Below are 24,031 nucleotides of genomic sequence, written 5' to 3' on the forward strand. Positions count from 1 at the left end.
ATTAATGAGAGAGCGTCCAATATGCACAGGTTAATTTTTTATAAATTTTATAGTTTTTGGTGTGCCATTTTTCACCTCAACCTTCAGCAAATAAATTCCTGAAATTAATCCAGATACATTAATAGAATCTGACTGAGATACATTCTGTTTTGAAAATATTTCTTGACCTAATAGATTATAAACACTAGCTTTAAATTCAAATGTTGAACCTGTTTTCACATGAATAACATCGCTTACTGGGTTTGGCCAGTAGCTAATTAGTGATTCATTATTAGCGATATCATCCACATTTAAAGTGGCTTCAATGTACTTGTTTCGTGTGGTATTTGTTGAAGTTGGCGCATTTTGGTCAAAATAAATGTCAGCACTATTTTCCATGATATCATCTATAACCACATCATCCTTTGCTTTTATCATATACTTCAAGTAACCATGGCTGGCGGGTTCATCGTTCGCACTGAAATCCAAGTAAATATTATTAAAATTAAATTTCACGATTTGACCCGTATCCGAACCTATATTTTCAACAGTCATAGGGTGTGAACTTTCTAAAACCGTTAAGGAATGCTTTTCAAATTTGTCATCTAATTTGTCAATCACATAAATATCTTTTGCCGAAAAATTACCTTCATTTTGAAACCGAATGGTATAGGTTAGCCATTTTTCATTTAACGGAATTTCATTTAAAGCATTAGGTAATCCAGGAGAAACTAATTTATCATTAGGATCGAGAGCCGCCATAACAGCTGCACTAAACGGTCCGTTGGAAATAACTTCGGAATGATTTGTGGCTGAAGTCGAACTAAAGGAACTTGTTGGTGGCGCATAAGGCGCTCCAAAATCATGAAACCCCGTTTTAGAAGCCGGATTTCTAGGAATCAACTTTACTGAGTTCATTTCTGTAAAATCGGCACTAGTAATACTTTTAACACCATAGCCTATAGATTCTGAAACATGAGATGAACTAAACAATTCGGTTTCCACCTCGATCACATAGGTTTCTTGCGGATTGAGTTTTGGCAATATAAACTGAAGCTTAACCGTATCGGTTTGTTTGGTAATTATAGGTGTAATTGACTGTACAGATGATGTATATTCACCATTTTCTAAATTGGTTTCCCATCTATGGCTTCTAGGCTCAATGGTTAGTTTATCGATGATATGAAGGTTGGAATTTGAATTTAAACTGGTAACCTTCACACTTTTTATATCAGGTAAAACCATACTTATATTTTGGTTTTCGTTATATAAAACATAATCGATGGTTACACTATTAAATGTTTTTGAAGCCGATGCATTGCCTACCGCTGTTGTAAAGGTGTTGTTAAACCCATCACGAGAAAACGCCCAAGCACCTTCCTTAGCCGCCGATTTGATAACAACCGACTCTGAATCTTTTGGTAATAATTTAAAACTAGGCAATACGGTATTCGTGCTTGTATCAGAAACATTAAAACTATGTTGACGTGATCCTGGTGTAACAAAGGTTTGTATTACCGGAAGTATAATTTCGTAGTCTCCCGCATTATCATGATAAGGAAAATAATAGCTACCATCGGCATTGGTATAGGTTTCGTAAATATCGCCAGAATGGGTTTTCAAAGTTACTTTCTGATTTGGATGAACCTCATCAGCATCCATCTGCCCATTACCATTCGCGTCTACATATACATGACCCGATATACCAAAAGCCTCACCGTCATTTAAAAACTGAGTTGCCGTTTGTGATGAGAAAATTTTAACCCATCTAGATGATGCACAAGACCAAAATACACCATTGGCATCTAAAGCTAGGGCATCCGGACGATAGAAACCATTATAAGGTATAATTCCTGTTGTGCCTTCAATAATGATACTAGAAAAATTAGGGGTGCTCGATTCGGGATGCTCAATGCTTATAATTTTAGCCAGATCGTTGGTTAGTAAATGCAACACACCATCTGTATCGCAAACCGCATCAACAATTCTTCTAATATCAGCATTCATGCTATTATCTATTTCATTAAAACTTGTACCATGAAACAAGTAAACACCACTGGCACAAACAGTAGCCACATCGCCATTTGGCAAGGGTAGTATCTTTTTTACGGCGCCTAAGTTTTTAGTTGCTGTATAGGTGGTAGTGGTTCCAGAAGCTACATTAAACTTTTTTAGAGTAAAAGTGGCATTTTGGAATTTTGGAAAGTAAACATCCCCATGAATATCGACAGTAAAATCAAAATAATTGGAATAATCATCTTCATCTAAAGTTATGGTCTGTATAAATTGACTGTTCTTGTAAACAAATAATTTCTTGCTTTTATTACTAAACACCCAAACCTGATCTTTGTAATTTTTTACCGCGGTGAACGTCGATGTTCCTAAATCGGGCAATGTGGTTAAGTAAGGCATATATAATTTTTTCATAACGGGACTACCTGCTATAATGGGATAACCATCGCTGTCTAATACAAAGGGGCCATGACCACCTAATTTGTATTGTTTCTCTATGGTTCCATCGGCTTTAAAGTGACTTAAAATACCGTCATCAGTATGGTTATACCACCATGTTCCTCCAGATTTATCAGGAAAAGCTGTATTATATCGCTTTACTAAATTATAGGATATGTTACCTGGTTCGTGATCGGTAACACCACCCCACTCTCCTTGTTTATAAGTAAGCGCTTCATATCTTGTTTCTTGATTCGTGCCATAATTAGCACTGCTATTGCAGAAGTATATTTTGTCTTTACTCTTGTTTACAGCGCTTGGGGAATAGGACATGAGGAAACCTAAATCGCGAATATCATTCATCGATCTCACCGTCCAAACAGGGTTAGATCCATTAAGTTTTAGTTCGACAATCCCGGAAAGGTTAATAGCAACTGCCAAAACCGTACCTTCCGAATCTATTTCTAAATTATTAAACCGTACACTTTGTACATTTCCATGGGTAAACTCATATTGGGTTGTAGCACCTGTAGCCATGTTCACCTTATAAATGGCACCTCCACCGTTTGTGTTATTGGCACACCAGAAATTCCCTTGTCCGTCATAACTGAAATCGGATACATATTTATATTTAACATCATCACCAGTAAGATAAGTGGTTTCTATAGCGGCTGTGTCAGTATTTAATTTAACAAACTCTTGTGTAGACGCAGCGCTATATCTTGTAGAAAGAAAAAGGGCATCATCAACAAACATAAATTTAGCTAACTGATAATTACGAGAAAATCCAGGTTCGCCTATATAGGTTAAGGTATTATTTTGAAATTTATACAATTGGTAGTAAAGCCCATGAGTTATGATATAAGTCGTATTAGTAGCACCATCATAGGCAAAAAGTATGGTGTTTTGATAATTCGATACTCCTGAAGTTGGATAGGTTTTAAATCCGAAGGTTTTAGTTTTTAAATCATAATAATATATACCCGTATTACCAGCGGTATTATTAAGAAATATTAAGCCATCGGCGTTTACAAGCGCATCCGTAGGTTTAGCCTCATTTCCAGTTAATGAAGTTCTAGGCATGGCTAAATTAGGGATATTTTCCCAGCTGCCATCCATCTTCTTTATGGATATACCGGCATTGGTAATATACACTTCATCATCGTTGTAATAATTAGGCACGACTTTAACAATGTTAATACTATTTAAACCGTAACTTTCCTCTACAACCCCAAGGTTATTATTACGATCACAAAAAGATAACTTCCCTTGGGCTTCAGGAATGGTATTGCCACATTGATTTTGGTAATAGGTTACTTTGGTTCCCATAGGGTAGGTTTCTACCTTTTCCACCTGTGCATTAAGCGACTGGTTTAAAAGAAGAAATAAAGATAAAAGACAAGTAAAGTTTTTCATGATGGTTTCTTTTTAGTTGTTTTATTAGCCATTAGAATAAAATGTCGAATTATTCTAGTTATAATAGCTATGAAACCATTCAAAGTAGGTATGTTTATGGGTATGTTTTGAATTCTTATATAAAAGCTCGACTGAGAAAATTATAGATTGGTCTATAGAACCTCACAACTCAAAATTGTGATGTACGATGGGAGTTTCAATGCCATTAATTATAATCACTACAATCGATAGCATCTAATTCTTTTTTAGCTTGCTGCACAGCTTCGTCATAACCGTAATCAAAAATTGGGATACAATCATAAATATCTTCCAAGGCGTCATAATACCTTAATACAGCAGCTTTGTATTCATTACAGCTTTGAACTGATGGATTATTACTTAAATTAGCTGATGCCTGGCTGAGATCCTCTATAGCATTTCCATATTGATCTTCCCAATTAGAACCGTCACAACCTCCTATTCCTAGGGCGTCAACCACATCGTCTTTACCACATGAGCTTAGAAGAAAGCATCCTGAAACACAGGTTATCATTAATAACTTTAAAGTTCTAAAAAACAGCGAACTGCTTTTAACTTTAACGGTGGTCTTGTTTAAATTTTTCATGTTTTTCATTTTAAGTTAGTATTCAGATTATATTTTTTTTAAAAATTTAAACCATTAAATACATCTTGGGAGATTACTTACTGTTTTAGAATTCATGATTTTGTGCTTACCAAACTGATTCAAATTTATACAGGACATATGTAAATAAAAACCTATAATTAGAATTTGGTACCTTTAAGTTAGAATTCGGAAATTCAACTTAAAACACTGAATACTAAATAATACGAACCGAATACTAAAAAAATGACCACTCTATTAAATGGATGCTTAAATTAGCTAGATGATGAAAAAAGTAGCTTCTCTGTTTTTTTACATTTTAGGAATTTATAGTCTATCAGCTCAGATAGTTGTAGATTCCATAAGCACAAAGTTGTCTTTACAGAACCATAGCAATGTAGAAGCTATTCACAGAAACAAGTCGATTCCCTTTGAAGAAATAACCCAAGTGACCACTTGGAAACCTTACGATTCAAGCTTTATTGCAACTAAGAAAATGGCGGTCTGGATTCGTTTTAACCTTGAAAACAAATCGGATAAACCAACCGAAACATACGTATACCTTTTAAACCCTCAAATTGACATCTATAAACAAACAAACAACAGTGTCAAACATGCTGTTAATGGGGTATTTATCTCCTTATCATCACGCACTAACAAAAATGAATTTTACTTTACAAAAATTGCTTTGCAGCCTTTCGAGTCAGCTACTTGTTATATCAAGCTGAGTCACAAATTCATTGAAACAAAGAATAATTACCCATGGCTGTTTTCCAAAACGCAGTATTTGCAAACGGTTTACAACATCACCAAAGAACACGCTAAACCTATAGGTTTTATATATTTCTATTTAATATCCCTCTCTTGTATTTTTGTGTTTGTATTAGTGTTTTGGATCCGACTGCAATCACGACTCTATCTCTACTACTTAGGATATTTACTATTCCAAATCCTTTATGGTTTATTAACCTTACAAAGAACTTCGGCAGGCCTTGGCAATATATTTTTAAATGCTCCAATACTGTCCTATTTTATTTTTGAACCCGTACAATTTACCTTTATAGGATTCTACATTTTATTTATAAGGCAATTATTAGATGTTAAAAAACACAACAAGTTATTGGGCAAAGCCATGCGGTATTTGGCCATATTTTGCTTTGTATATTCGGTTTCTAACTTTTTCTTTAACTATTACTTTAGAGATGCTTATGTCAGCGAAATTATTTTTTCACTAGTTCGGTTTATCATTTTACCCCTTACTGTGGTCTTTATTTTTTGGATTATTATTAAAGTTAAGCATCCACTTTTAAAGTATTTTATAATAGGACAGACCTTCTTCTTTATAGGTGCTGTACTGTCTTTTTATGTCGCCTTTACTGAAATTCATTTTATGCCCGGGAATTATTTTAATTTCCCATATTCGTTAAATATCATCTTTCAAGCAGGCTTGCTCATTGAAGTATTTTGCTTCTCGATTGCTATTGGCGAAAATATTTTTCTCATGCAGCGAGAAAAAGATGAGGCCAATGAAAAACTAATTAGCCAATTACAAGCCCATCGCGTTTTACAAGAAGGGATGCACCGTGAACTTGACAAAACAATCAATCAGAAAACCGAAGAATTGGTGCAACTATATTCTAAAATTGAAAAACAAAAGGAGGAACAGTTAAAAAAAGCGTTTACGGAACGTATTCGAGAAATGGAGATGTTGGCTTTGCGTTCGCAAATGAATCCGCACTTTATTTTCAACAGTTTAAATGCTTTAAAATACCTCGTTATGACTTCACGAAATGACGATGCTGTTACTTATCTCGACAATTTCTCTATTTTGTTAAGAAGTATTTTGCAAAACAGTACTAGGGATGTCATTACTGTTGAAGAAGAGCTAGAAATTTTAGAGCTTTACTTATCTTTAGAAAAAAGTCGTATTGGCGACAGCTTTGAATATCACATTCAATTGGCATCAAAAGAAGCTTTATCTCAATACACTATACCGCCCCTACTACTACAACCCTTTGTTGAAAATGCCATTTGGCATGGACTAAGCCCGAGCACTAAGGCAGAAAAAAGACTGTTGATTAATTTCGATACTCACGAAACCTTAAGAATAACTATTGAAGACAACGGCGTGGGCAGAAAAGCCAGCGGTGAAATAAAAAAAATGCATAAATCTATGGGTACCAATATTACGCAAGAACGTATGTCGCTTTATAATCATATAAACGATTCTAAAATGCATTTAAAAATTGAAGACCTTGAAAAAAACGGAGTTGCACAAGGCACGAGAATTATAATTACTTACAACTTTTAAGTCATGGCAAACATCATTATTATTGACGACGAAATGCACTGTGTAAATGTGTTGACTAACCTTATTGAAAAAACGCATGCTGATTACACCATAACAGGGGCATTTACCAACCCCATTTTAGGACTTGACTATATATTGAACAATCCGCCAGACTTATTGTTTTTAGATATCGAAATGCCCAATTTAAATGGCTTTGCCCTATTAGACAAACTCTTACCAATCGATTTCGATATCATTTTCACTACGGCTTACGACAGGTATGCTATTCGAGCCTTTCAATACAGCGCCATAAACTATCTTTTAAAACCCATTACAGAACAAAACATGGTTAAAGCCCTATCTAGCTGGGAAAAACGACGAAAAAAAACAAGTCATGAGCAATGGCAAATACTACAAAAAAATTTAGGAGAAAGTACTTTAGAGCACTCTAAAATCGCTTTACCTACGGGCGTAGGGTATCATATTGTAGAAATTAAAGACATCCTGAGATGCCAATCTGACAACAATTACACCAACTTCTATTTTAAGGATGAAAACAAAATATTAATTAGCAGAACTTTAAAAGAAATTGATGATATATTAAGTGAACATGGTTTTTTAAGAGTACATCAATCCCATTTAATTAATCCGCAATGCGTAAAAGGAATTTTAAAACAAGATGGAGGTAGTTTAGTTATGAATGATGGCACCGAAATTCCTGTTTCAAGGCAAAAACGCACCCAGATTAACGACATATTAAAATCCATGTTAAGATTTAAATAACTAGTTACAAATTACAGCCTAAATAAAACAACTTCAACCAAAGTTTAACCTGTTCTAAGAGCAGGTTGTTCTACTTCTAAATCATCGGTAATAGCTCTTGGGATACAGTCGTATTTATCCAGCAAAGCATCATAATATACCTCTGTCGCTTTTTTATATTTAGAACAATTCTCTACAGTTGGATTATTTCTGAATTCACTCCCTGCAGCATTAAAATAGGACAAGGCCTTTTCCAAGCGATCAGACCAAATGAAATCATTTAAAGGTTCGGAAACCGGAAGATTTTTAGCAATATTCGACTTTTTACTATTAGAAAAAATAGTAAAATAAGTAAGTGATGCTGTTTTAAGCTTAAAGGAATTGATATGGTTTTCTATATGTTTAAAATTTTTCATCTGCTTCATTTTTTACATTAATATTCCGACATAAAGGACTAACACCCCAGGAAAGCATTAGTTGTGATTAAGTTGATGTCAATCTCAACAGATATAAAAGTATAAAGTAGTTAAAGAAAAGGATATCACATATGTAACAATATATAGAACTATTGTTACATGGCTACAAACGGCAGTAAAACAAAGGGGTTATGACTCTTATGAATTAAAATAACAGTTAAAGGAGTCCCTATTCAAAAGACCTTAAATCATCTATTTTCTCAAAATAGTTGATCATAGTTTTAACAGCATTGATATAAAATTGAGGTTGAATTTTCTCAAAAGTATCTGTGGGTTCATGGTAATCTTCATGATCGTCGACTCCAAAATACAGAAAAGGAATATTTTCCAAAAAGAAACGCATATGATCTGAAGCATAGGTCCAATCCTCTCGGCCATCATGACCGTCATGACCTGCTTCCAAAATGATACCACAGGCAGGATTAGACTTTTTATAAATCGATTTTAAACGAGCATTGTGTGAAGTGCCAACCACAAATAAGGTATTGGTTTCGCTTCGACTTACCATATCCAGGTTTAAATTAAGGACTATTTTGGTGGCCTGAGCCACAGCACTTTTCATAAAGTATTTAGAACCCTGCAAATTTAATTCTTCGGCATCAAAAGCAGCAAAAATTACAGAATGTTTAGGCGGATGTTTTTTGAAGTATTCGGCAAAACTAAAAAGCGCACATACACCAGACGCATTATCATCGGCACCATTATAGATTTCTCCGTTTTTAATTCCTTCGTGATCGTAATGCGCACTAATAACAACATAGGAATCTGGAAAATGGGTTCCTTTAATTTCACCCAGAATATTTGTGGCGTTATAACTGACCTTTCCTTCGGTAAAACTAAATTTTTGTTCGTAATTTTTAGTGAAAGGCAAAACGCCTAAAGCATGAAATTGATTAATAATAAACTGCTTTGCCTTTATAGCTCCAGCCGCTCCTGTTCGTCGCCCTTCAAAAGCATCAGAAGACAATGATTTTAAATGCTTGAGTAAGGTAGTCTCAGAAAAATAATTAGACTCACAAGGTGATGTTTGAGCATGTAGGTTTACAAATAAGCATAAACCGGTAAAGTATGTGATTACATAGGCTCTAAACATGGTGAATTTTATAGACTTTGGGAATTATTTACAAAAAAGCCCATATCTAAAAACGATATGGGCTCCATTTTATTATTGAATGCGTCTTATTTAAGCGCTGCTTTCATAAGTTCTCTATTCATTCTTGCGATATTGTCTAATGAAATTCCTTTAGGACATTCCACCTCACAAGCTCCAGTGTTGGTACAGTTACCAAAACCTTCAAGATCCATTTGTGCTACCATGTTTTTAACACGTTCGGCAGCTTCAACCTGACCTTGTGGTAATAATGCATATTGTGATACTTTAGCACCTACGAATAACATCGCAGATGAGTTTTTACAAGTCGCCACACAAGCCCCACAACCAATGCAAGTTGCAGCATCCATAGCTTCATCGGCAGCGATTTTAGATATCGGTAATGAGTTAGCATCTTGCGTATTACCCGAAGTATTTACAGAAATATACCCTCCAGCGTGTTGAATACGCTCAAAAGCCATTCTATCAACAATTAAATCTTTAATTACAGGGAAAGCTGCTGCTCTCCAAGGCTCGATAGTAATGGTATCACCATCTTTAAACATTCTCATGTGTAACTGGCAAGTAGTAACTCCTCTATCAGGACCGTGTGCTTCACCGTTAATATATAAAGAACACATACCGCATATTCCTTCACGACAATCATGATCGAAAGCTACTGGCTCTTCACCAGAGTTTACCAATTGTTCGTTTAAAACATCCATCATTTCAAGGAAAGACATATGTTCTGAAATATCAGATACTTTATAATCGACCATTTGACCCTTTGCATTTGAGTCTTTTTGTCTCCAAATTCTAAGTGTTAAATTCATATTCATAATGTCAATCTTATTTGTATGAACGTTGTTTCAGTTCAATGTCTTTAAATTCTAATTCTTCTTTGTGTAATACCGCATCTGCAGGCTCTCCTTTATACTCCCAAGCAGCAACGTATGCATAATTTACATCGTCACGTTTTGCTTCTCCTTCTTGCTCGCCATCAAGCTCAACAGACTCTTCTCTAAAGTGACCACCACAAGATTCAGCTCTGTTTAAAGCATCTTTAGCAAATAACTCTCCTAATTCAAGGAAATCTGCTACACGTCCAGCTTTTTCTAATTCAGGATTTAACTCATTCGCATTTCCTGGAACTTTAACTTCTTTCCAGAATTCTTCACGAATGGCTTTAATTTCGGCCATAGCTTCAGTTAAGCCTTGAGCATTTCTAGACATTCCTACTTTATCCCACATTACTTTTCCAAGTTTTTTGTGGAAGTAATCTACAGATTTTGTTCCCTTGTTGTTTATGAAGAAATCGATACGATCTTTCACTTCTTTCTCAACAGCATCAAATTCTGGTGTATTAGTTGGGATTTTTCCTGTTCTAATATCATGAGATAAATAATCACCAATTGTATAAGGTAATACGAAATAACCATCGGCTAAACCTTGCATTAAAGCCGAAGCTCCAAGTCTGTTTGCACCGTGATCGGAGAAGTTAGCTTCACCAATACAGTATAAACCTTCAACCGTTGTCATTAAGTTATAATCAACCCAAACACCACCCATGGTGTAGTGTGTTGCAGGATAAATCATCATCGGCGTTTTGTATGGATTTTGATCGACGATCTTCTCATACATTTGGAATAAGTTTCCGTATTTAGCCTCTACAATCGCTTGTCCTAATTCGTAGATTTTCTCTGCAGAAGGATTTGCGATGTTATGAATTTTTGCTTGCTCTTTACCGTAACGCTCAATTGCTGAAGCGAAATCTAAGTAAACCGCTTCACCAGTAGCATTAACACCAAATCCAGCATCACAACGCTCTTTAGCGGCTCTCGATGCTACATCACGAGGTACTAAGTTACCAAAGGCAGGGTAACGTCTTTCTAAGTAATAATCACGATCTGCTTCAGCAATTTCAGTAGGTTTTAATTTCCCTTGCTGAATCGCTTTAGCGTCTTCGATTTTTGCAGGTACCCAAATACGACCATCATTACGTAAAGACTCCGACATCAAGGTTAATTTAGACTGGTAGTCTCCCGAACGTGGAATACAAGTTGGGTGAATTTGTGTATAACAAGGGTTTGCGAAATACGCCCCTTTTTTATGAATTTTCCATGCTGCAGTAGCATTAGAACCCATCGCATTTGTTGAAAGGAAATAAACGTTTCCGTAACCGCCTGTTGCAATAACAACAGCATGTGCTGAGTGACGCTCAATTTCACCAGTAATTAAATTACGAGCGATAATTCCTCTAGCTTTTCCGTCAATTTTAACAACGTCAAGCATTTCATGACGGTTAAACATTTCAATTTTACCACGAGCAATTTGTCTGTTCATCGCAGAGTAAGCTCCTAGTAATAATTGTTGTCCAGTTTGTCCTTTTGCATAGAATGTTCTTGATACAAGAACCCCACCAAATGAACGGTTATCTAATAATCCACCATAATCACGTGCAAAAGGAACCCCTTGAGCAACACATTGGTCGATAATATTTCCTGAAACCTCAGCCAAACGGTAAACGTTAGCCTCACGAGATCGGTAATCGCCTCCTTTTACAGTATCGTAAAACAATCTGTAATTAGAATCGCCATCACCTTGGTAGTTTTTTGCTGCATTGATCCCCCCTTGTGCTGCAATAGAGTGCGCACGACGTGGAGAATCTTGGTAAGCAAATGCTTTTACATTATATCCTAATTCGGCTAATGTTGCAGATGCCGAACCTCCTGCTAAACCTGTTCCAACAACAATAATATCAATATTACGCTTGTTTGCAGGGTTTACTAAATTAATATGATTTTTATAATCTGTCCATTTATCTTTAAGTGGACCTTTTGGTATTTTTGAATCTAAAGCCATTCTATTGAAGATTAATGGTTAAAAAAATGATGGTAAAGTGCAATAAAAATAAACCCTAAAGGAATAATTATTGAATATGCTTTACCTATAGTTTGTAAGGTCTTTTTTCTTCCTGCTGTACCTCCCATTGATTGGAAAGCCGAAGTAAACCCGTGTAATAAGTGCAATGCTAAAAACACAAAAGCAACAACATAAGCACCAACACGAATTGGGTTTGCGAATTTATGAACTAATTCTTCATAATAGCGATACCCTTCTACACCCGCCATCGTACCAGACCAATCGCCTTTAACGAACTTCGTGTTAATTTCAGGAAACCAAAAATCAATAAAGTGTAAGATGATGAAAGCTAAAATAGCAACCCCACTCCAAATCATGTTTCTGCTTACCCAAGTAGAGTTTGCAGCACCATTATTTTTAGCGTAAGCTACACCATTTGCTTTTTTGTTTTTTAATTCTAATATGAATCCCATTACAAAATGAAAAATCACACCAAAAAGTAAAACAGGCTGTAAAGCAAATTGTATTAATGGGTTTGTCCCCATAAAGTGAGACACTTCATTAAAAAGCTCAGGACTGAAAACCGATAAAATATTAATAGCAAAATGCTGAAGTAAGAAAAACATGAGGAAGAATGCAGAAAGCGCCATGGCTACCTTTCTTCCTATCGAAGATTTAAAAAATCCGCTCATTAGTTAAGTTATTTTTAAGATTCTAGCAAAGGTAGTTCAGAACCGAAATATAGGCAAATAACATTTGTCATGTTTTTGTTATTTAGAATCATTATAATTAACTAAGTATTTATACTTACAAAATACGTAGTTTTCCTACCTACTCCACTACGATTTTTTTAGTTAGCTCCCCTTCCTTACCAGAAACCTTAACGAAATACACACCTCTTGAGATGGCAGAAAGATCGATAGCTTCTTGATTAGAAGGTGTAAAAGCCGCTTTTTCAAAAACGGTTCTACCGCTTAAATCGTAAATTAATAAACTTTCTACTCTACTATTATCTCCGCCCTGCATATAAAGTATCCCGTCGGTAGGGTTAGGAAAAAACTTTAAGGCCACATTATTAATATTATTTGAGCTAACTCCAAGAAGGCAATTGGACTGACTTACACCAATCATAGCAGTTCGACCTCCAAAACAAGATGAAAAAGGAAGACTTGCTTCACTTTCTGCTTGAATAGCATTTGCCGCCATGCGGTTTTCATTTGATAGATCTCGTATTTGTTCTCCAAGTGATGTTCTGTAATGCATCACATCATTAAACTCTTTAATAACATGCCCTAATTGATGTGCATGGCCAATTTCATGCAAAGCTACACTTTGAAAATCGACTGAAAAACCTGGTAACCCACTTCCAAAAAACCAATTGGTCTCATTATCAAAGACCATATCTATGGCCGTCGGAAACACCTCTGAATCATTCAACATGTCGCTCTGACTAAGACAAAGTGTAAAAGAATAGGACGTATTACCTAAGGTGCCATCAGGTAATTCATTACCATTGTCGAAACGAATAATATTCACTCCATCGGTGATATCAGATTCATCTACTGAAGACACGCCGCCAATACTAAAATTAACACCAGTTTCACAACGCCAAGTCTCTAAAGCCGTAAGGAAATCATCTTTCGCTCCAGGATGCTCATTATCCGCATTAAAACTAGTTTCTAAATCAAATTCATAGCCACCACTACCATCGTTATTTACCAATCGTGTAGGAAACGCATAATTTTTTAATCCACTACCAGCATCAATATTAAAAACAATATTTAACAAAGCATAGGTTATTGTTAAATCGGTTGCCGACTCAATCACATTGGCATTCGCATCGGTAACACGAATACTTCCAGTTCCCGCTTTAGCAGGTACCTCAACAACAATAGAGGTTGGTGACCAGCTCACAATTTGTGTATCTAGAGCATCGGTAAAGACTGCATTTCCCATATTATCTTCACCACCGGTATCGGCATCTCTAAAACTCACTTTTCCTCGAGCGCTCCCAAAATTACCGGTAGCGCCACTTGCAAGGGAAACGGTAATAGTAGAACGCGTGCCGGCTGTAGTACTTGTTGGAGAAAATGTTATTCCTGTTGGAACCACTTCCTGCTTAGATTGGACTAATTTTGAAGTTTCATCCGTAATATTAAATGGTTTTACCTCGATATAATTCATTTGAGTATAATTAGAAAGGGTTTTATAAAACCCTTTAACGATACCAGATTTAGCCGTAAAAACATTTGCAACTACATCTTTATACAAATTGTATTTATAAAATCCTTGTACGCCACTGTATACTTTATAAAGATCGACATTATCCACACCAACATAACCACTTTCTATAAGTGTAAATACACCCAAATCTTTGGGTTCTAGCTGCAAGCTATGGGTAACCAACTGACAATCGTAGCCCACAGTTCCTCCTCTAGTAATCACTTCGACCGTGGATACAGCTAACCCTTTAAAAACCTTATAAACTTCAATCGTATTTTTTGTGTAAATATGATCATCATCACCCCAAAATGATGTCTTTGAAATCACTTTGCCTTCAACAATCAAATCTGACTGTTTAACTTGTTGCTCTAAGGCAACCTCTTTGAAATAAACTTGAGAAAAAACGAATGGACCTGTAAGAAAAATCAAGAACCAAACAAAGTTTATTGTTACGAAAGTATTTTTTTTAATCCCCATAATACTATGTATATAATTAAACACGAATGTGTTATACTCAAAAATACTAAATAATAATGTATAATTTATTTAGAATCATTACTTTTATCCTCCTTTTAAATTTCCTATAAAAATGAAATACACACCTATTAATAGTAAGCTATTTGTAAAAAATCGTGAAAATTTTAAAGCAAAAATGCTCCCTAACAGCTTAGCTGTTTTTAACTCCAATGATATTTATCCGGTAAGTGCAGACAGCACCCTACCTTTTGAACAGCATCGCGACATCTTCTTTTTAAGTGGCGTAGACCAAGAAGAAAGCATTTTAGTTCTTTTTCCGGACTGCCCAAAAGAGAAACACCGTGAGATTTTATTCCTTAAAGAAACCAATGAACATATTGCCATTTGGGAAGGCGAAAAATTAACTAAAGAAAAAGCCTTTGAAACGAGCGGTATAAAAACCGTTTATTGGTTACAAGACATGGAAAAAATCATGTTTGAAATCATGACACAATGCGACACGGTTTATATAAACACCAATGAGCATTATCGTGCTAATGTTGATGTTGAAACTCGTGAAGATCGCTACACCAAATGGTTAAAAGATAAATACCCTGCACACCGTGTAGCTAAAAGCAACCCTATTTTACAACGTTTAAGATCGGTTAAAGACCCTATTGAAATTGACTTAATCCAACAAGCATGTAACATTACTGAAAAAGGATTTCGTCGTATTTTAAATTTTGTAAAACCAGGCGTTTGGGAACATGAAATTGAAGCCGAATTTATGCACGAATTTTTACGCAACCGTTCAAAAAAATTCGCTTACACCCCTATTATCGCTTCAGGAAACAATGCTAATGTTTTGCATTATGTTGAAAACAACCAACAATGTAAAGCTGGCGAGCTTATTTTAATGGATGTAGGTGCTGAATACGCTAATTATTCTAGTGACATGACACGTAGTGTTCCTGTGTCAGGTAAGTTTACTAGCCGCCAAAAAGATGTTTACAACGCCGTTTTAAACGTGAAAAAACAAGCTGAAAGCATGCTTATTCCGGGAACCGATTGGGCACAGTACCATGTTGAGGTTGGTAAATTAATGACTAGCGAATTACTCGGTCTAGGTTTACTAGACAAAGCTGATGTACAAAATGAAAACCCAGAATGGCCTGCATACAAGAAATACTTTATGCATGGTACCTCACACCATATTGGATTAGACACCCACGATTACGGCATTTTAACTGAACCGATGGAGCCTAATATGGTATTCACAGTTGAACCTGGTATTTATATCCCTAATGAAGGTTTTGGTATTCGACTTGAAGATGATTTAGTCATTCAAGAAACTGGAGCTCCTGTAAATCTTATGATAAACATTCCTATTGAAGTTGAAGAAATAGAAGAAATTATGAATGCTTAATACCTACTAAACAGGTATTCCATTCTATTTTCCTAGAATCACATAAAAAGAAAGAGGCTGCTTGATTAACAAGACAGCCTCTTTTGCATACAAATACTGAGTAATATTTTTAAAGAGTGACTAATTCAAATAAATAATCGTTGAGTTTTTGCAGCGTATTAATTTTATCTTTAGAATCTATTAATAACGAAATGTTATTTTGACTTCCTCCGTAGGAAATCATTCTAATTTTTACATCTTGTAATATTTTAAATAGCTTGAAGGTATCATCATGATTTACAACTTCATGTCCTACCAAACATACAATGCTTTGATTTTTATCTACTTCAATAGTTGCAATTTTATCTAATTCAACTAAAATAGCATCCAAATTAGAGTCATCATCTATAGTTAGAGATACAGCTACTTCCGAAGTAGTAATCATATCAATAGATGTTTTGTAAGTCTCAAAAATCTCGAAGACTTTCTTTAAGAAACCATGTGCTTGTAACATTCTGGCCGACTTAATTTTTATAGCCGTAATACCATCTTTAGCGGCAATAGCTTTAATACCATCGCCCGTTGTAATATTAGAAATTAAGGTACCATGAGCTGAAGGTTCCATCGTATTTTTTAAACGCACTGGAATATTATCGGCTCTAACAGGAGTTACCGTTTGAGGGTGTAATATTTTAGCACCAAAGTAAGCTAACTCGGCAGCTTCATCGAATGACAGGTTTGAAATTGGATGTGTATTTTCAACATGTCTTGGATCATTATTATGCATCCCGTCAATGTCAGTCCAAATTTGAACTTCATCAGCAATAAAAGCAGCACCAATAATAGTTGCCGTATAATCACTTCCACCACGTTGTAAGTTTGAAATCTCCCCTTCAGTATCTAAACAAATAAAACCTTGAGTGATGTAAATTTGAGAATCTTTAGTAGCCTCAAAAACCGCTTTAAAGTTTTCTTTAATATAAGCGATGTCTGGCTCCTTATTTTCATCAATACGCATAAAGCTTAAAGCAGGCAACAACGCCGAGCTCACACCTTCTTGATTCAAATACGCATTAAACATATAAGTTGAAAGCAATTCACCTTGAGCCACAATTTGATTGGCTAATGTTTCAGAAAAAGGTTTTGCAGTAGCCTGTTCTAGTACATTAAAAACTTCAGCAACATAAATCTTCACCTCTGCATTCAATGCTTCATTCTGCAACAAATCATCGATAACCACTTTGTAATTTTCATGTAGCGCAGAAACTTTTGCAACAGCATCAGTTACATTTCCTGATTTTATATCCTGCCCAATAGCTACCAATTGATTTGTAGTTCCAGACATAGCTGAAAGCACAACTACCTTTTTCTCACCATCGTTAATAATATTTTTAACGTTGGCCATATTTACCACCGAACCTACCGAGGTTCCTCCAAATTTTAATACTTTCATGGTCATTAATTTGACCGCGAAATTATAATTCATTTGCGTAACCACGATGTTTATTAAAAAAAAAGTTTATTTTTACACATATTGTTAAATAATTAACAGAAAGTATTCATGAAAACGGTATCGAATTGTGTCGAAGACATTTTAATCACGCAACCTTATTTAGAAGAAGCCTTATCAAGAAACATCATAAACTTTAGCGCTCTGGCCATCGAGCTAGTAGAACCAATAAGTAAAATGCTAAAAAAAGATGTTAAACCTGGAGCCATCATGATGGCTTTACGCCGATACAATCCTCCTGCGACTTTATCAAATTCTGTGAAAATGAAAAAAGCCATTCAGAATTTAGGCGATATCACAGTGCGCTCAAATCTTACCGATTTTACTGTAAAAAACTCTGACACGTTAATAGACAACCATTCCAAAATTCTGGAGCGCATTAAAACGGAGTCGAAACCCTTTTACACCTTCACGAGAGGGATTCATGAAAGCAATCTTATTATTTCGAGCAGCTTAAACGATTTTATCAAAGACGAACTTAAAGGTGAAACTTTATTGGCTGTTCAGGAAGGTTTATCGGCCATTAGCATTAACTTACCTCAAGACAACTCTAAAATAGCTGGTTTGTATTATCACTTTTTCAAACGCTTAGCTTGGGATGGTGTGGTCATGTATGAAGTGATTTCAACCACCAACGAGTTTACCATTTTAGTGGAAGATGAATATGTAGACAAGGCATTTACAGCTATAAAGCGTGTGAAATCATAATTTTAGATTTTTCCTAGCTATCTTTTATCTTTGCCATTCACAATTGAGGGTATGAATTTAGATTTTAAAGGCACCAACATTCACTATACCGATTCTGGAAAGGGCAGCGCTTTAGTATTGCTTCACGGCTTTTTAGAAAGCACCCAAATATGGAAACAGTTACAACCAGAATTATCTAAAAAATTCAGAGTTATTTGTATCGATTTACTAGGTCATGGCCAAACTGGCTGCTTAGGTTATGTACATACTATGGAACAAATGGCCGAAGCTGTTGAAGCTGTCCTTAAACATTTGCGCATTAGACGTTCAACCATTATTGGGCATTCGATGGGTGGCTATGTAGCCCTCGCTTTCGCGGAAAAAAAGCCAGACGATTTAAAAGGGCTTTGCCTATTAAACTCAACAGCTAGTGCCGATAGTGCTGAAAGAAAAATAAACAGAGAACGCACTATTGAAGTCGTTAAAAAAAATCACGAAACTTTTATTAAAATAGCCGTTACGAACCTATTTCGTCCCAAGAACCGAATTGTATTCAAGGAAAGAATAAAAGAACTAATAGCCAGTGCTCAAAAAACACCTTTACAAGGTATTGTAGCTGCTTTAGAAGGTATGAAAATCAGAGATGATCGCGAAGCTCTACTTCATTTTACTCCTTTTAAAAAAATGATCATTGCTGGAAAAAAAGATCCTGTTTTAGACTATAATACCATTTTAGAACAAGTTGAAGGCACACAAGTAAAACTGGTTACCTTTCCCGATGGCCACATGAGTTTTATTGAAAATGAAAGTGAATTACTACACGAAATAATGCATTTCGTCGAAAAATAACGCTCTTTGTCGTTTTGTTTGGATTTCTTTTATACATTTAAAGCACCCCAAACCAAAAAACCATGAAAATAACGTCAAACAAACTAGCGTTAATTCCAAAAATGTATTGCACACTTTTTAATCATGAGTATCAGGTTTCTAAAAATGTAACCTCTCATGTAAAAGAGTACCGCTGCAAAAACTGTAAAAAAGAATTAACCACAGATAGCAACGGGAATTTAACCGAATTAACACCAACTTTTCGAGAAATTAACGCCATTTTAGAACGCGTTTACCAATCAAAAACAGAGCGTTTAAAAGAAAAAGTGATGAACACTTCGGTTTATCAGCAAGTTTAAACAAGCAGGTCTTCCCTCTTAACGCTTGTTTATTCAGTAAAATTTTTCCAGCCTTGAGCTTTAATCGGAATTCGAGTATCTGCTCTGGTCACTAAGTGCAAGCCTTCTTTAGCTTCCTTCATATAACCAATAACTGTAAAATTTGGATTGGCCTTAATTTTAGGATAGTCTTCCTGAGAAATTGTGAATAACAACTCATAATCTTCTCCTCCATTTAACGCCACGGTAGTACTATCAATATTGAACTCCTCACAGGTAGAAATCACTTGAGGATCTAAAGGAATTTTTTCTTCATATAAATCGCAACCCACATCACTTTGTTTACAAATGTGTATGATTTCTGATGATAATCCATCACTAACATCAATCATAGAGCTTGGTTTAACACCCAATTCAGATAACAAGTTAGGGATATCCTTTCGAGCTTCAGGTTTTAATTGCCTTTCGATAATATAAGTGTAAGGCTCTAAATCTGGTTGATTGTTAGGATTCACTTTATAAACTTCCTTTTCTCTTTCAAGTACTTGCAAGCCCATATATGCCGCACCTAAATCGCCCGAAACTACTAGTAAATCATTAGGTTTAGCGCCACTTCTATATACTTCTTGTTCAGCTTCAACTTCGCCTATAGCCGTCACAGAAATAAGCAATCCAGAAGTCGAAGAAGTAGTATCGCCACCAATAACATCAACATTATATATGCTAGCCGCTGTCTCGATACCATCATATAATGCTTCCAAAGCCTCCAACGGAAAACGGTTGGAAACCGCGATAGAAACCGTAATCTGAGTCGCTTTGGCATTCATAGCGTAAATATCAGACAAATTTACAACGACCGATTTATACCCTAAATGCTTCAATGGCGCATAACTTAAATCAAAATGCACCCCTTCTACCAATAAATCGGTGCTTATTACAACACGTTTATTATCAAAATTTAAAACAGCAGCATCATCACCTATACCTTTTATTGTTGAAGTTTGCTTAATCTTGAAGTTTTGAGTTAAATGCTCTATTAACCCAAATTCACCTAATGCACTTAATGGCGTCCGTTGTTGATTCTTATCTTCTATCATGATGCAAAAATAAGAAGCTATTTTTGTTTTTACTACCTTTATCACAAAACAAAACCTTTTTAGTTAATTAATAAAAACACCTTGAAAAGAATCTCCAAATACCTAAGCATTGTTTTCGTGTTCCTTTTAATAGTAACAACAAATTCCTGCAAAACAGAATCCATTGACGATCCAACAGAAATTACTGATGGCGATGGCGATGGTGTTGAAGATGAAAACGATAACTGCCCAGAAACTGCAAATCCAGACCAGGAAGACAGCGACAACGATGGTATTGGCGATGCTTGCGACACCGATTATCCTTTTGAACCACTTGCTTATTGCGAAGACGGTTTTGCAGATATCTATCCTTGTCAAGAATACAATTTAATGGCTCATATGCCTATTGAAACACTGGCTGAAACCGGTGCTTCGGGAACAGATTGCTGGGGATGGACCGACCCTACAACGCAAAAAGAATATGCCTTATTTTGCGCTTCTAGTGGTGTTTCTTTTGTAGACATCAGCCAGCCAAACGCTCCTGTTTTCCTTGGTAAATTACCAACAGCTACTATTAATAGCTCTTGGCGTGATGTGAAAGTCTACAACAACCATGCATATATCGTGGCTGATAATGCTAGCGATCATGGCATGCAAATTTTCGATCTTACCAGACTTAGAAATGTGAGTAATCCTCCCGAAACATTCACTGCCGATAGCCGTTACACAGGTTTTGGTAGCGCCCACAATATGGTTATTAATGAAGCATCTGGTTTTGCCTATGCCGTTGGCACGACGAGATCGGGCACTTATGCTGGTGGGCCGCTATTCATAAATATTCAAGACCCCATAAACCCAACCGATGCTGGCGGATTTCCTGGCTATGCTCATGATGCCCAAGTGATCACCTATAATGGTCCTGATACACGGTATGCGAATAGAGAAATCCTTATTGGTAGTAATGAAAATGAAGTAGTTATTGTTGATGTTACAGACAAATCTAACCCATTAAAAATATCATCTATAACTTATAATAATGTAGGCTACACCCATCAAGGGTGGTTTACTGAAGATATGACTTATTTTATTCTAGGAGATGAATTAGATGAGGTTAACATTGGTAACCAAACCAGAACCATTATTTTCGATTTCACCGACTTGGAAGCCCCTAAATACTACATGGATTACCTAGGCCCAACAGCGGCTATAGACCACAATGGGTATATTAAAGATGATGTTTATTACCAAGCAAGCTACACAGCAGGTTTTCGCGAAATCAACATTTCAAATATTGAAGGCAAAACTATTTCTGAAACTGGTTATTTCGATACATACCCAGAAAACGACAATACCAGTTTTAATGGGGCTTGGAGCGTTTACCCGTTTTTTCCTAGTGGCAATATTATTGTAAGCGACATTAACCGTGGCTTGTTTGTGATAAGAAAAAAAGACTTGTAATTTAACCTATGCGTTATTTTAAAATTATAATTACTCTGGTTTGCCTGTACGCATCAAGCTGCTCTAATAACGACGACTCTCAAGAAAAGCCAGACTACACTCCTGGAGATATTGACTTTGTAAAAACTTTTGGCGGCTCCTTAAATGACAGCGGGAAATCTATCATTAAAACCAACGATGGCGGCTATGCTGTTTTTGGACACACTCAAAGCAACGATCTCGATGTCACCAATAAACCCGACGATTCGTTTGACTATTGGCTTCTAAAATTTAATCAAAATAATGAGCTAGAATGGCAAAAATCATACGGAGGAAGCCTGGACGATAGAGGCACAAGCTGCATTCTAACATCAGATGGCGGCTATGCTATTTTTGGCTATAGTCAAAGTAGCGATCGCGATGTCTCGGAAAATAACGGCGCTACAGATTTTTGGATGACCAAACTTAATACGACCGGAGATATCCTTTGGGAAAAATCTTTTGGGTTTTCAGGGCCCGATAATGGTAGAAAAGTCATTCAAACAGCAGATGGGGGCTACCTCCTTATTGGCGACCTAGACGTCACAGCATCAGGCGGTGAAGGCATTAGCAAATTAGCCTTTGCAAAACGACATGCTGGAGGTGATTGTTGGGCGATAAAACTAAATCACTTAGGAGAAAAACAATGGAGCCATTATTACGGCGGAACATTTACCGACACACCTTACGATGTCGTACAAACCGAAGATCTAGGATATCTCATTGTAGGCTCCTCCGATAGTGATGATGTAGACATAAACAACAACAAAGGGACTTACGATTTTTGGGTGGTAAAAATAAACGCCACAGGCACTTTAGTTTGGGAAAAATCTTTTGGAGGCTCTGGTATCGACGAAGCATTTTCTATAACAGCAACTCACGACGGCCATTATATGATTGTAGGCGATACTAGAAGTGACGATTTAGACGTTAGTTATAATCATGGTGCGGCCGATTTATGGGTGGTTAAAATATCGCCAGACGGAACACTCATTTGGGAAAAGACTTATGGTGGAACAAGTTTCGACTCGGGTCGATCGATTTCTAAAACGCAAGATCAAGGCTTTATTATTTCAGGAAACTCAAGAAGTATAGATGCCGATGTTTCGGAAAACAAAGGCCAAAATGATGCTTGGATTATAAAAATCGATGCTTCAGGAAACTTGATTTGGGAAAAAACTATTGGTGGAAGCGCTGTTGATTTAGCTTTTAATGCCATCGAACTTAATAACAATAACATTATCGGCGTTGGAGAATCGAACAGTTCCAACGAAGATATACCTTCAAATAAAGGTTTTTCAGATTTACTACTTTTTAAACTAAAACAATAACATGAATAAAATACTTGCTACAACCTGCCTCCTATGTATGATCCTGTGCTCATGCCATAAAGATTTAGACGATGACGTTTTTCCGACTTCAGTCACATTCAATTTTAACCATTCATGGGACGACACACCTGTAACAGCCACGGATTTTAACAGCCTAAAATTCACCAATGCTCATGGAGAACTGCTTAGTATTTCAAAATTACGCTACCTCATTTCTAGGATTACTTTTGAAAAACCAAATGGCGAATATTTTACGTTTGACGACTATTTCCTTGTCGATTTAACTCAAGAAAACACCCTATCTCTCACCCCAAATAACACCATACCACCAGGAGAATACAGCCATGTATATTTCACTTTTGGTTTTAATAATGAAGACAATTACATGAATTACACCGATTTGAATTCGGCATCATGGAACGTCCCAGAAATGCTTGGTGGCGGTTACCATTTTATGCAGTTAGAAGGCAAGTTTATAGATGCAACGAATACTGAAACTGGCTATGCGTATCACTACATAAGAGCGGTAGACAACACCCAATCGCCATTGGTTTTTGAAGACACCTTTTTTACTGTTGACATAGGAGCTGTTAACCTAAGTAAGAGCACAAATTTTAACATGAATATGAATATTGCCGAATGGTTTAAAAACCCAAACACCTGGGATTTAAATCAACTAAACAACATGCTAATGCCTAACTTTGATGCCCAAATGATGATGTACCAAAATCGTCAAAACGTCTTCAGTTTAGAATCTGTAAATCCGTTTTAAAC

The 24,031-nt window shown here is 36.0% G+C and carries 19 protein-coding genes; 9 read left to right on the forward strand and 10 right to left on the reverse strand.

Annotation, left to right across the window (positions count from 1 at the left end):
• Positions 1 to 30: 30 nt before the first annotated feature.
• Positions 31 to 3,846 (reverse strand): DUF7619 domain-containing protein, encoded by a 3,816-nt coding sequence (locus A6I66_RS01115; RefSeq protein WP_067144884.1) that lies wholly within the window; start codon positions 3,844 to 3,846, stop codon positions 31 to 33.
• 205 nt (positions 3,847 to 4,051) lie between these two features.
• Positions 4,052 to 4,450 (reverse strand): hypothetical protein, encoded by a 399-nt coding sequence (locus A6I66_RS01120; protein ID WP_157614018.1) that lies wholly within the window; start codon positions 4,448 to 4,450, stop codon positions 4,052 to 4,054.
• Between the two features lie 280 nt (positions 4,451 to 4,730).
• Between A6I66_RS01120 and A6I66_RS01125 the strand changes: the two genes are divergently transcribed.
• Positions 4,731 to 6,758: a histidine kinase gene (locus A6I66_RS01125; protein WP_067144886.1), complete on the forward strand. Its 2,028-nt coding sequence runs from the start codon at positions 4,731 to 4,733 to the stop codon at positions 6,756 to 6,758.
• Positions 6,759 to 6,761: 3 nt separating this feature from the next.
• Positions 6,762 to 7,520 carry a LytR/AlgR family response regulator transcription factor gene (locus A6I66_RS01130; RefSeq protein WP_067144887.1) on the forward strand — a complete coding sequence of 253 codons (759 nt, stop codon included), beginning with the start codon at positions 6,762 to 6,764 and terminating at the stop codon, positions 7,518 to 7,520.
• 44 nt (positions 7,521 to 7,564) lie between these two features.
• On the opposite strand, the gene A6I66_RS01135 is transcribed toward A6I66_RS01130, so the two are convergent.
• The 6 genes from A6I66_RS01135 to A6I66_RS01160 all read right to left on the reverse strand — a co-directional run bounded on the left by A6I66_RS01135 (position 7,565) and on the right by A6I66_RS01160 (position 14,579).
• On the reverse strand, positions 7,565 to 7,915 hold the full coding sequence (locus A6I66_RS01135; protein WP_067144888.1) for a hypothetical protein: 351 nt from the start codon (positions 7,913 to 7,915) through the stop codon (positions 7,565 to 7,567).
• A gap of 229 nt (positions 7,916 to 8,144) precedes the next feature.
• On the reverse strand, positions 8,145 to 9,068 hold the full coding sequence (locus A6I66_RS01140; RefSeq protein ID WP_067144889.1) for a M28 family peptidase: 924 nt from the start codon (positions 9,066 to 9,068) through the stop codon (positions 8,145 to 8,147).
• A gap of 86 nt (positions 9,069 to 9,154) precedes the next feature.
• Positions 9,155 to 9,898, reverse strand: a complete 744-nt coding sequence (locus A6I66_RS01145; protein ID WP_067145580.1) for a succinate dehydrogenase/fumarate reductase iron-sulfur subunit — start codon at positions 9,896 to 9,898, stop codon at positions 9,155 to 9,157.
• 16 nt (positions 9,899 to 9,914) lie between these two features.
• A complete protein-coding gene (locus tag A6I66_RS01150) occupies positions 9,915 to 11,927 on the reverse strand; it encodes a fumarate reductase/succinate dehydrogenase flavoprotein subunit (protein WP_067144890.1) in 2,013 nt (670 codons plus the stop codon).
• Between the two features lie 11 nt (positions 11,928 to 11,938).
• Positions 11,939 to 12,619 carry a succinate dehydrogenase cytochrome b subunit gene (locus A6I66_RS01155; protein ID WP_067144891.1) on the reverse strand — a complete coding sequence of 227 codons (681 nt, stop codon included), beginning with the start codon at positions 12,617 to 12,619 and terminating at the stop codon, positions 11,939 to 11,941.
• 139 nt (positions 12,620 to 12,758) lie between these two features.
• Positions 12,759 to 14,579, reverse strand: a complete 1,821-nt coding sequence (locus tag A6I66_RS01160) for a T9SS type A sorting domain-containing protein (protein ID WP_169815698.1) — start codon at positions 14,577 to 14,579, stop codon at positions 12,759 to 12,761.
• A 160-nt stretch (positions 14,580 to 14,739) separates the two neighbouring features.
• On the opposite strand from A6I66_RS01160, the gene A6I66_RS01165 reads away from it, so the two are divergent.
• Positions 14,740 to 16,032 carry an aminopeptidase P family protein gene (locus tag A6I66_RS01165; RefSeq protein ID WP_067144893.1) on the forward strand — a complete coding sequence of 431 codons (1,293 nt, stop codon included), beginning with the start codon at positions 14,740 to 14,742 and terminating at the stop codon, positions 16,030 to 16,032.
• 109 nt (positions 16,033 to 16,141) lie between these two features.
• On the opposite strand, the gene A6I66_RS01170 is transcribed toward A6I66_RS01165, so the two are convergent.
• On the reverse strand, positions 16,142 to 17,464 hold the full coding sequence (locus A6I66_RS01170; protein ID WP_067145582.1) for an aspartate kinase: 1,323 nt from the start codon (positions 17,462 to 17,464) through the stop codon (positions 16,142 to 16,144).
• A gap of 108 nt (positions 17,465 to 17,572) precedes the next feature.
• Here A6I66_RS01170 and A6I66_RS01175 point away from each other — a divergent pair, with 108 nt between their 5' ends.
• The 3 genes from A6I66_RS01175 to A6I66_RS01185 all read left to right on the forward strand — a co-directional run bounded on the left by A6I66_RS01175 (position 17,573) and on the right by A6I66_RS01185 (position 19,395).
• Positions 17,573 to 18,229, forward strand: a complete 657-nt coding sequence (locus A6I66_RS01175; protein ID WP_067144894.1) for a hypothetical protein — start codon at positions 17,573 to 17,575, stop codon at positions 18,227 to 18,229.
• A 51-nt stretch (positions 18,230 to 18,280) separates the two neighbouring features.
• Positions 18,281 to 19,057, forward strand: a complete 777-nt coding sequence (locus A6I66_RS01180) for an alpha/beta fold hydrolase (RefSeq protein WP_067144895.1) — start codon at positions 18,281 to 18,283, stop codon at positions 19,055 to 19,057.
• Positions 19,058 to 19,119: 62 nt separating this feature from the next.
• Complete coding sequence (locus A6I66_RS01185; RefSeq protein ID WP_067144896.1) at positions 19,120 to 19,395, forward strand: hypothetical protein; 276 nt, start codon at positions 19,120 to 19,122, stop codon at positions 19,393 to 19,395.
• Between the two features lie 29 nt (positions 19,396 to 19,424).
• Here the strand turns inward: A6I66_RS01185 and thiL are convergent, their stop codons facing one another.
• On the reverse strand, positions 19,425 to 20,471 hold the full coding sequence (gene thiL / locus A6I66_RS01190) for a thiamine-phosphate kinase (protein WP_067144897.1): 1,047 nt from the start codon (positions 20,469 to 20,471) through the stop codon (positions 19,425 to 19,427).
• Positions 20,472 to 20,588: 117 nt separating this feature from the next.
• Here thiL and A6I66_RS01195 point away from each other — a divergent pair, with 117 nt between their 5' ends.
• The 3 genes from A6I66_RS01195 to A6I66_RS01205 are packed head-to-tail and all read left to right on the forward strand — an operon-like array spanning position 20,589 to position 24,029.
• Positions 20,589 to 21,908: a choice-of-anchor B family protein gene (locus tag A6I66_RS01195; protein ID WP_245683411.1), complete on the forward strand. Its 1,320-nt coding sequence runs from the start codon at positions 20,589 to 20,591 to the stop codon at positions 21,906 to 21,908.
• Positions 21,909 to 21,916: 8 nt separating this feature from the next.
• Positions 21,917 to 23,257, forward strand: a complete 1,341-nt coding sequence (locus tag A6I66_RS01200; RefSeq protein WP_067144899.1) for a hypothetical protein — start codon at positions 21,917 to 21,919, stop codon at positions 23,255 to 23,257.
• A 1-nt stretch (position 23,258) separates the two neighbouring features.
• Positions 23,259 to 24,029 (forward strand): MbnP family protein, encoded by a 771-nt coding sequence (locus tag A6I66_RS01205; RefSeq protein WP_067144900.1) that lies wholly within the window; start codon positions 23,259 to 23,261, stop codon positions 24,027 to 24,029.
• Positions 24,030 to 24,031 lie beyond the last annotated feature (2 nt).

It is taken from the genome of Pseudotamlana agarivorans (assembly GCF_001642835.1).
In the GTDB taxonomy this organism is placed as follows: domain Bacteria; phylum Bacteroidota; class Bacteroidia; order Flavobacteriales; family Flavobacteriaceae; genus Pseudotamlana; species Pseudotamlana agarivorans.

Bases quoted from the DNA above. Each gene is read 5' to 3' on its own strand.
- A6I66_RS01200 (WP_067144899.1), top strand. From the start codon at position 21,917: ATGCGTTATTTTAAAATTATAATTACTCTGGTTTGCCTGTACGCATCA.
- A6I66_RS01165 (WP_067144893.1), top strand. From the start codon at position 14,740: ATGAAATACACACCTATTAATAGTAAGCTATTTGTAAAAAATCGTGAA.
- A6I66_RS01140 (WP_067144889.1), bottom strand. From the start codon at position 9,068: ATGTTTAGAGCCTATGTAATCACATACTTTACCGGTTTATGCTTATTT.
- A6I66_RS01170 (WP_067145582.1), bottom strand. From the start codon at position 17,464: ATGAAAGTATTAAAATTTGGAGGAACCTCGGTAGGTTCGGTGGTAAAT.
- A6I66_RS01175 (WP_067144894.1), top strand. From the start codon at position 17,573: ATGAAAACGGTATCGAATTGTGTCGAAGACATTTTAATCACGCAACCT.
- A6I66_RS01205 (WP_067144900.1), top strand. From the start codon at position 23,259: ATGAATAAAATACTTGCTACAACCTGCCTCCTATGTATGATCCTGTGC.
- A6I66_RS01130 (WP_067144887.1), top strand. From the start codon at position 6,762: ATGGCAAACATCATTATTATTGACGACGAAATGCACTGTGTAAATGTG.
- A6I66_RS01125 (WP_067144886.1), top strand. From the start codon at position 4,731: ATGATGAAAAAAGTAGCTTCTCTGTTTTTTTACATTTTAGGAATTTAT.
- A6I66_RS01115 (WP_067144884.1), bottom strand. From the start codon at position 3,846: ATGAAAAACTTTACTTGTCTTTTATCTTTATTTCTTCTTTTAAACCAG.
- A6I66_RS01120 (WP_157614018.1), bottom strand. From the start codon at position 4,450: ATGAAAAATTTAAACAAGACCACCGTTAAAGTTAAAAGCAGTTCGCTG.
- A6I66_RS01145 (WP_067145580.1), bottom strand. From the start codon at position 9,898: ATGAATTTAACACTTAGAATTTGGAGACAAAAAGACTCAAATGCAAAG.
- A6I66_RS01155 (WP_067144891.1), bottom strand. From the start codon at position 12,619: ATGAGCGGATTTTTTAAATCTTCGATAGGAAGAAAGGTAGCCATGGCG.
- A6I66_RS01180 (WP_067144895.1), top strand. From the start codon at position 18,281: ATGAATTTAGATTTTAAAGGCACCAACATTCACTATACCGATTCTGGA.
- A6I66_RS01135 (WP_067144888.1), bottom strand. From the start codon at position 7,915: ATGAAAAATTTTAAACATATAGAAAACCATATCAATTCCTTTAAGCTT.
- A6I66_RS01185 (WP_067144896.1), top strand. From the start codon at position 19,120: ATGAAAATAACGTCAAACAAACTAGCGTTAATTCCAAAAATGTATTGC.
- A6I66_RS01150 (WP_067144890.1), bottom strand. From the start codon at position 11,927: ATGGCTTTAGATTCAAAAATACCAAAAGGTCCACTTAAAGATAAATGG.
- thiL (WP_067144897.1), bottom strand. From the start codon at position 20,471: ATGATAGAAGATAAGAATCAACAACGGACGCCATTAAGTGCATTAGGT.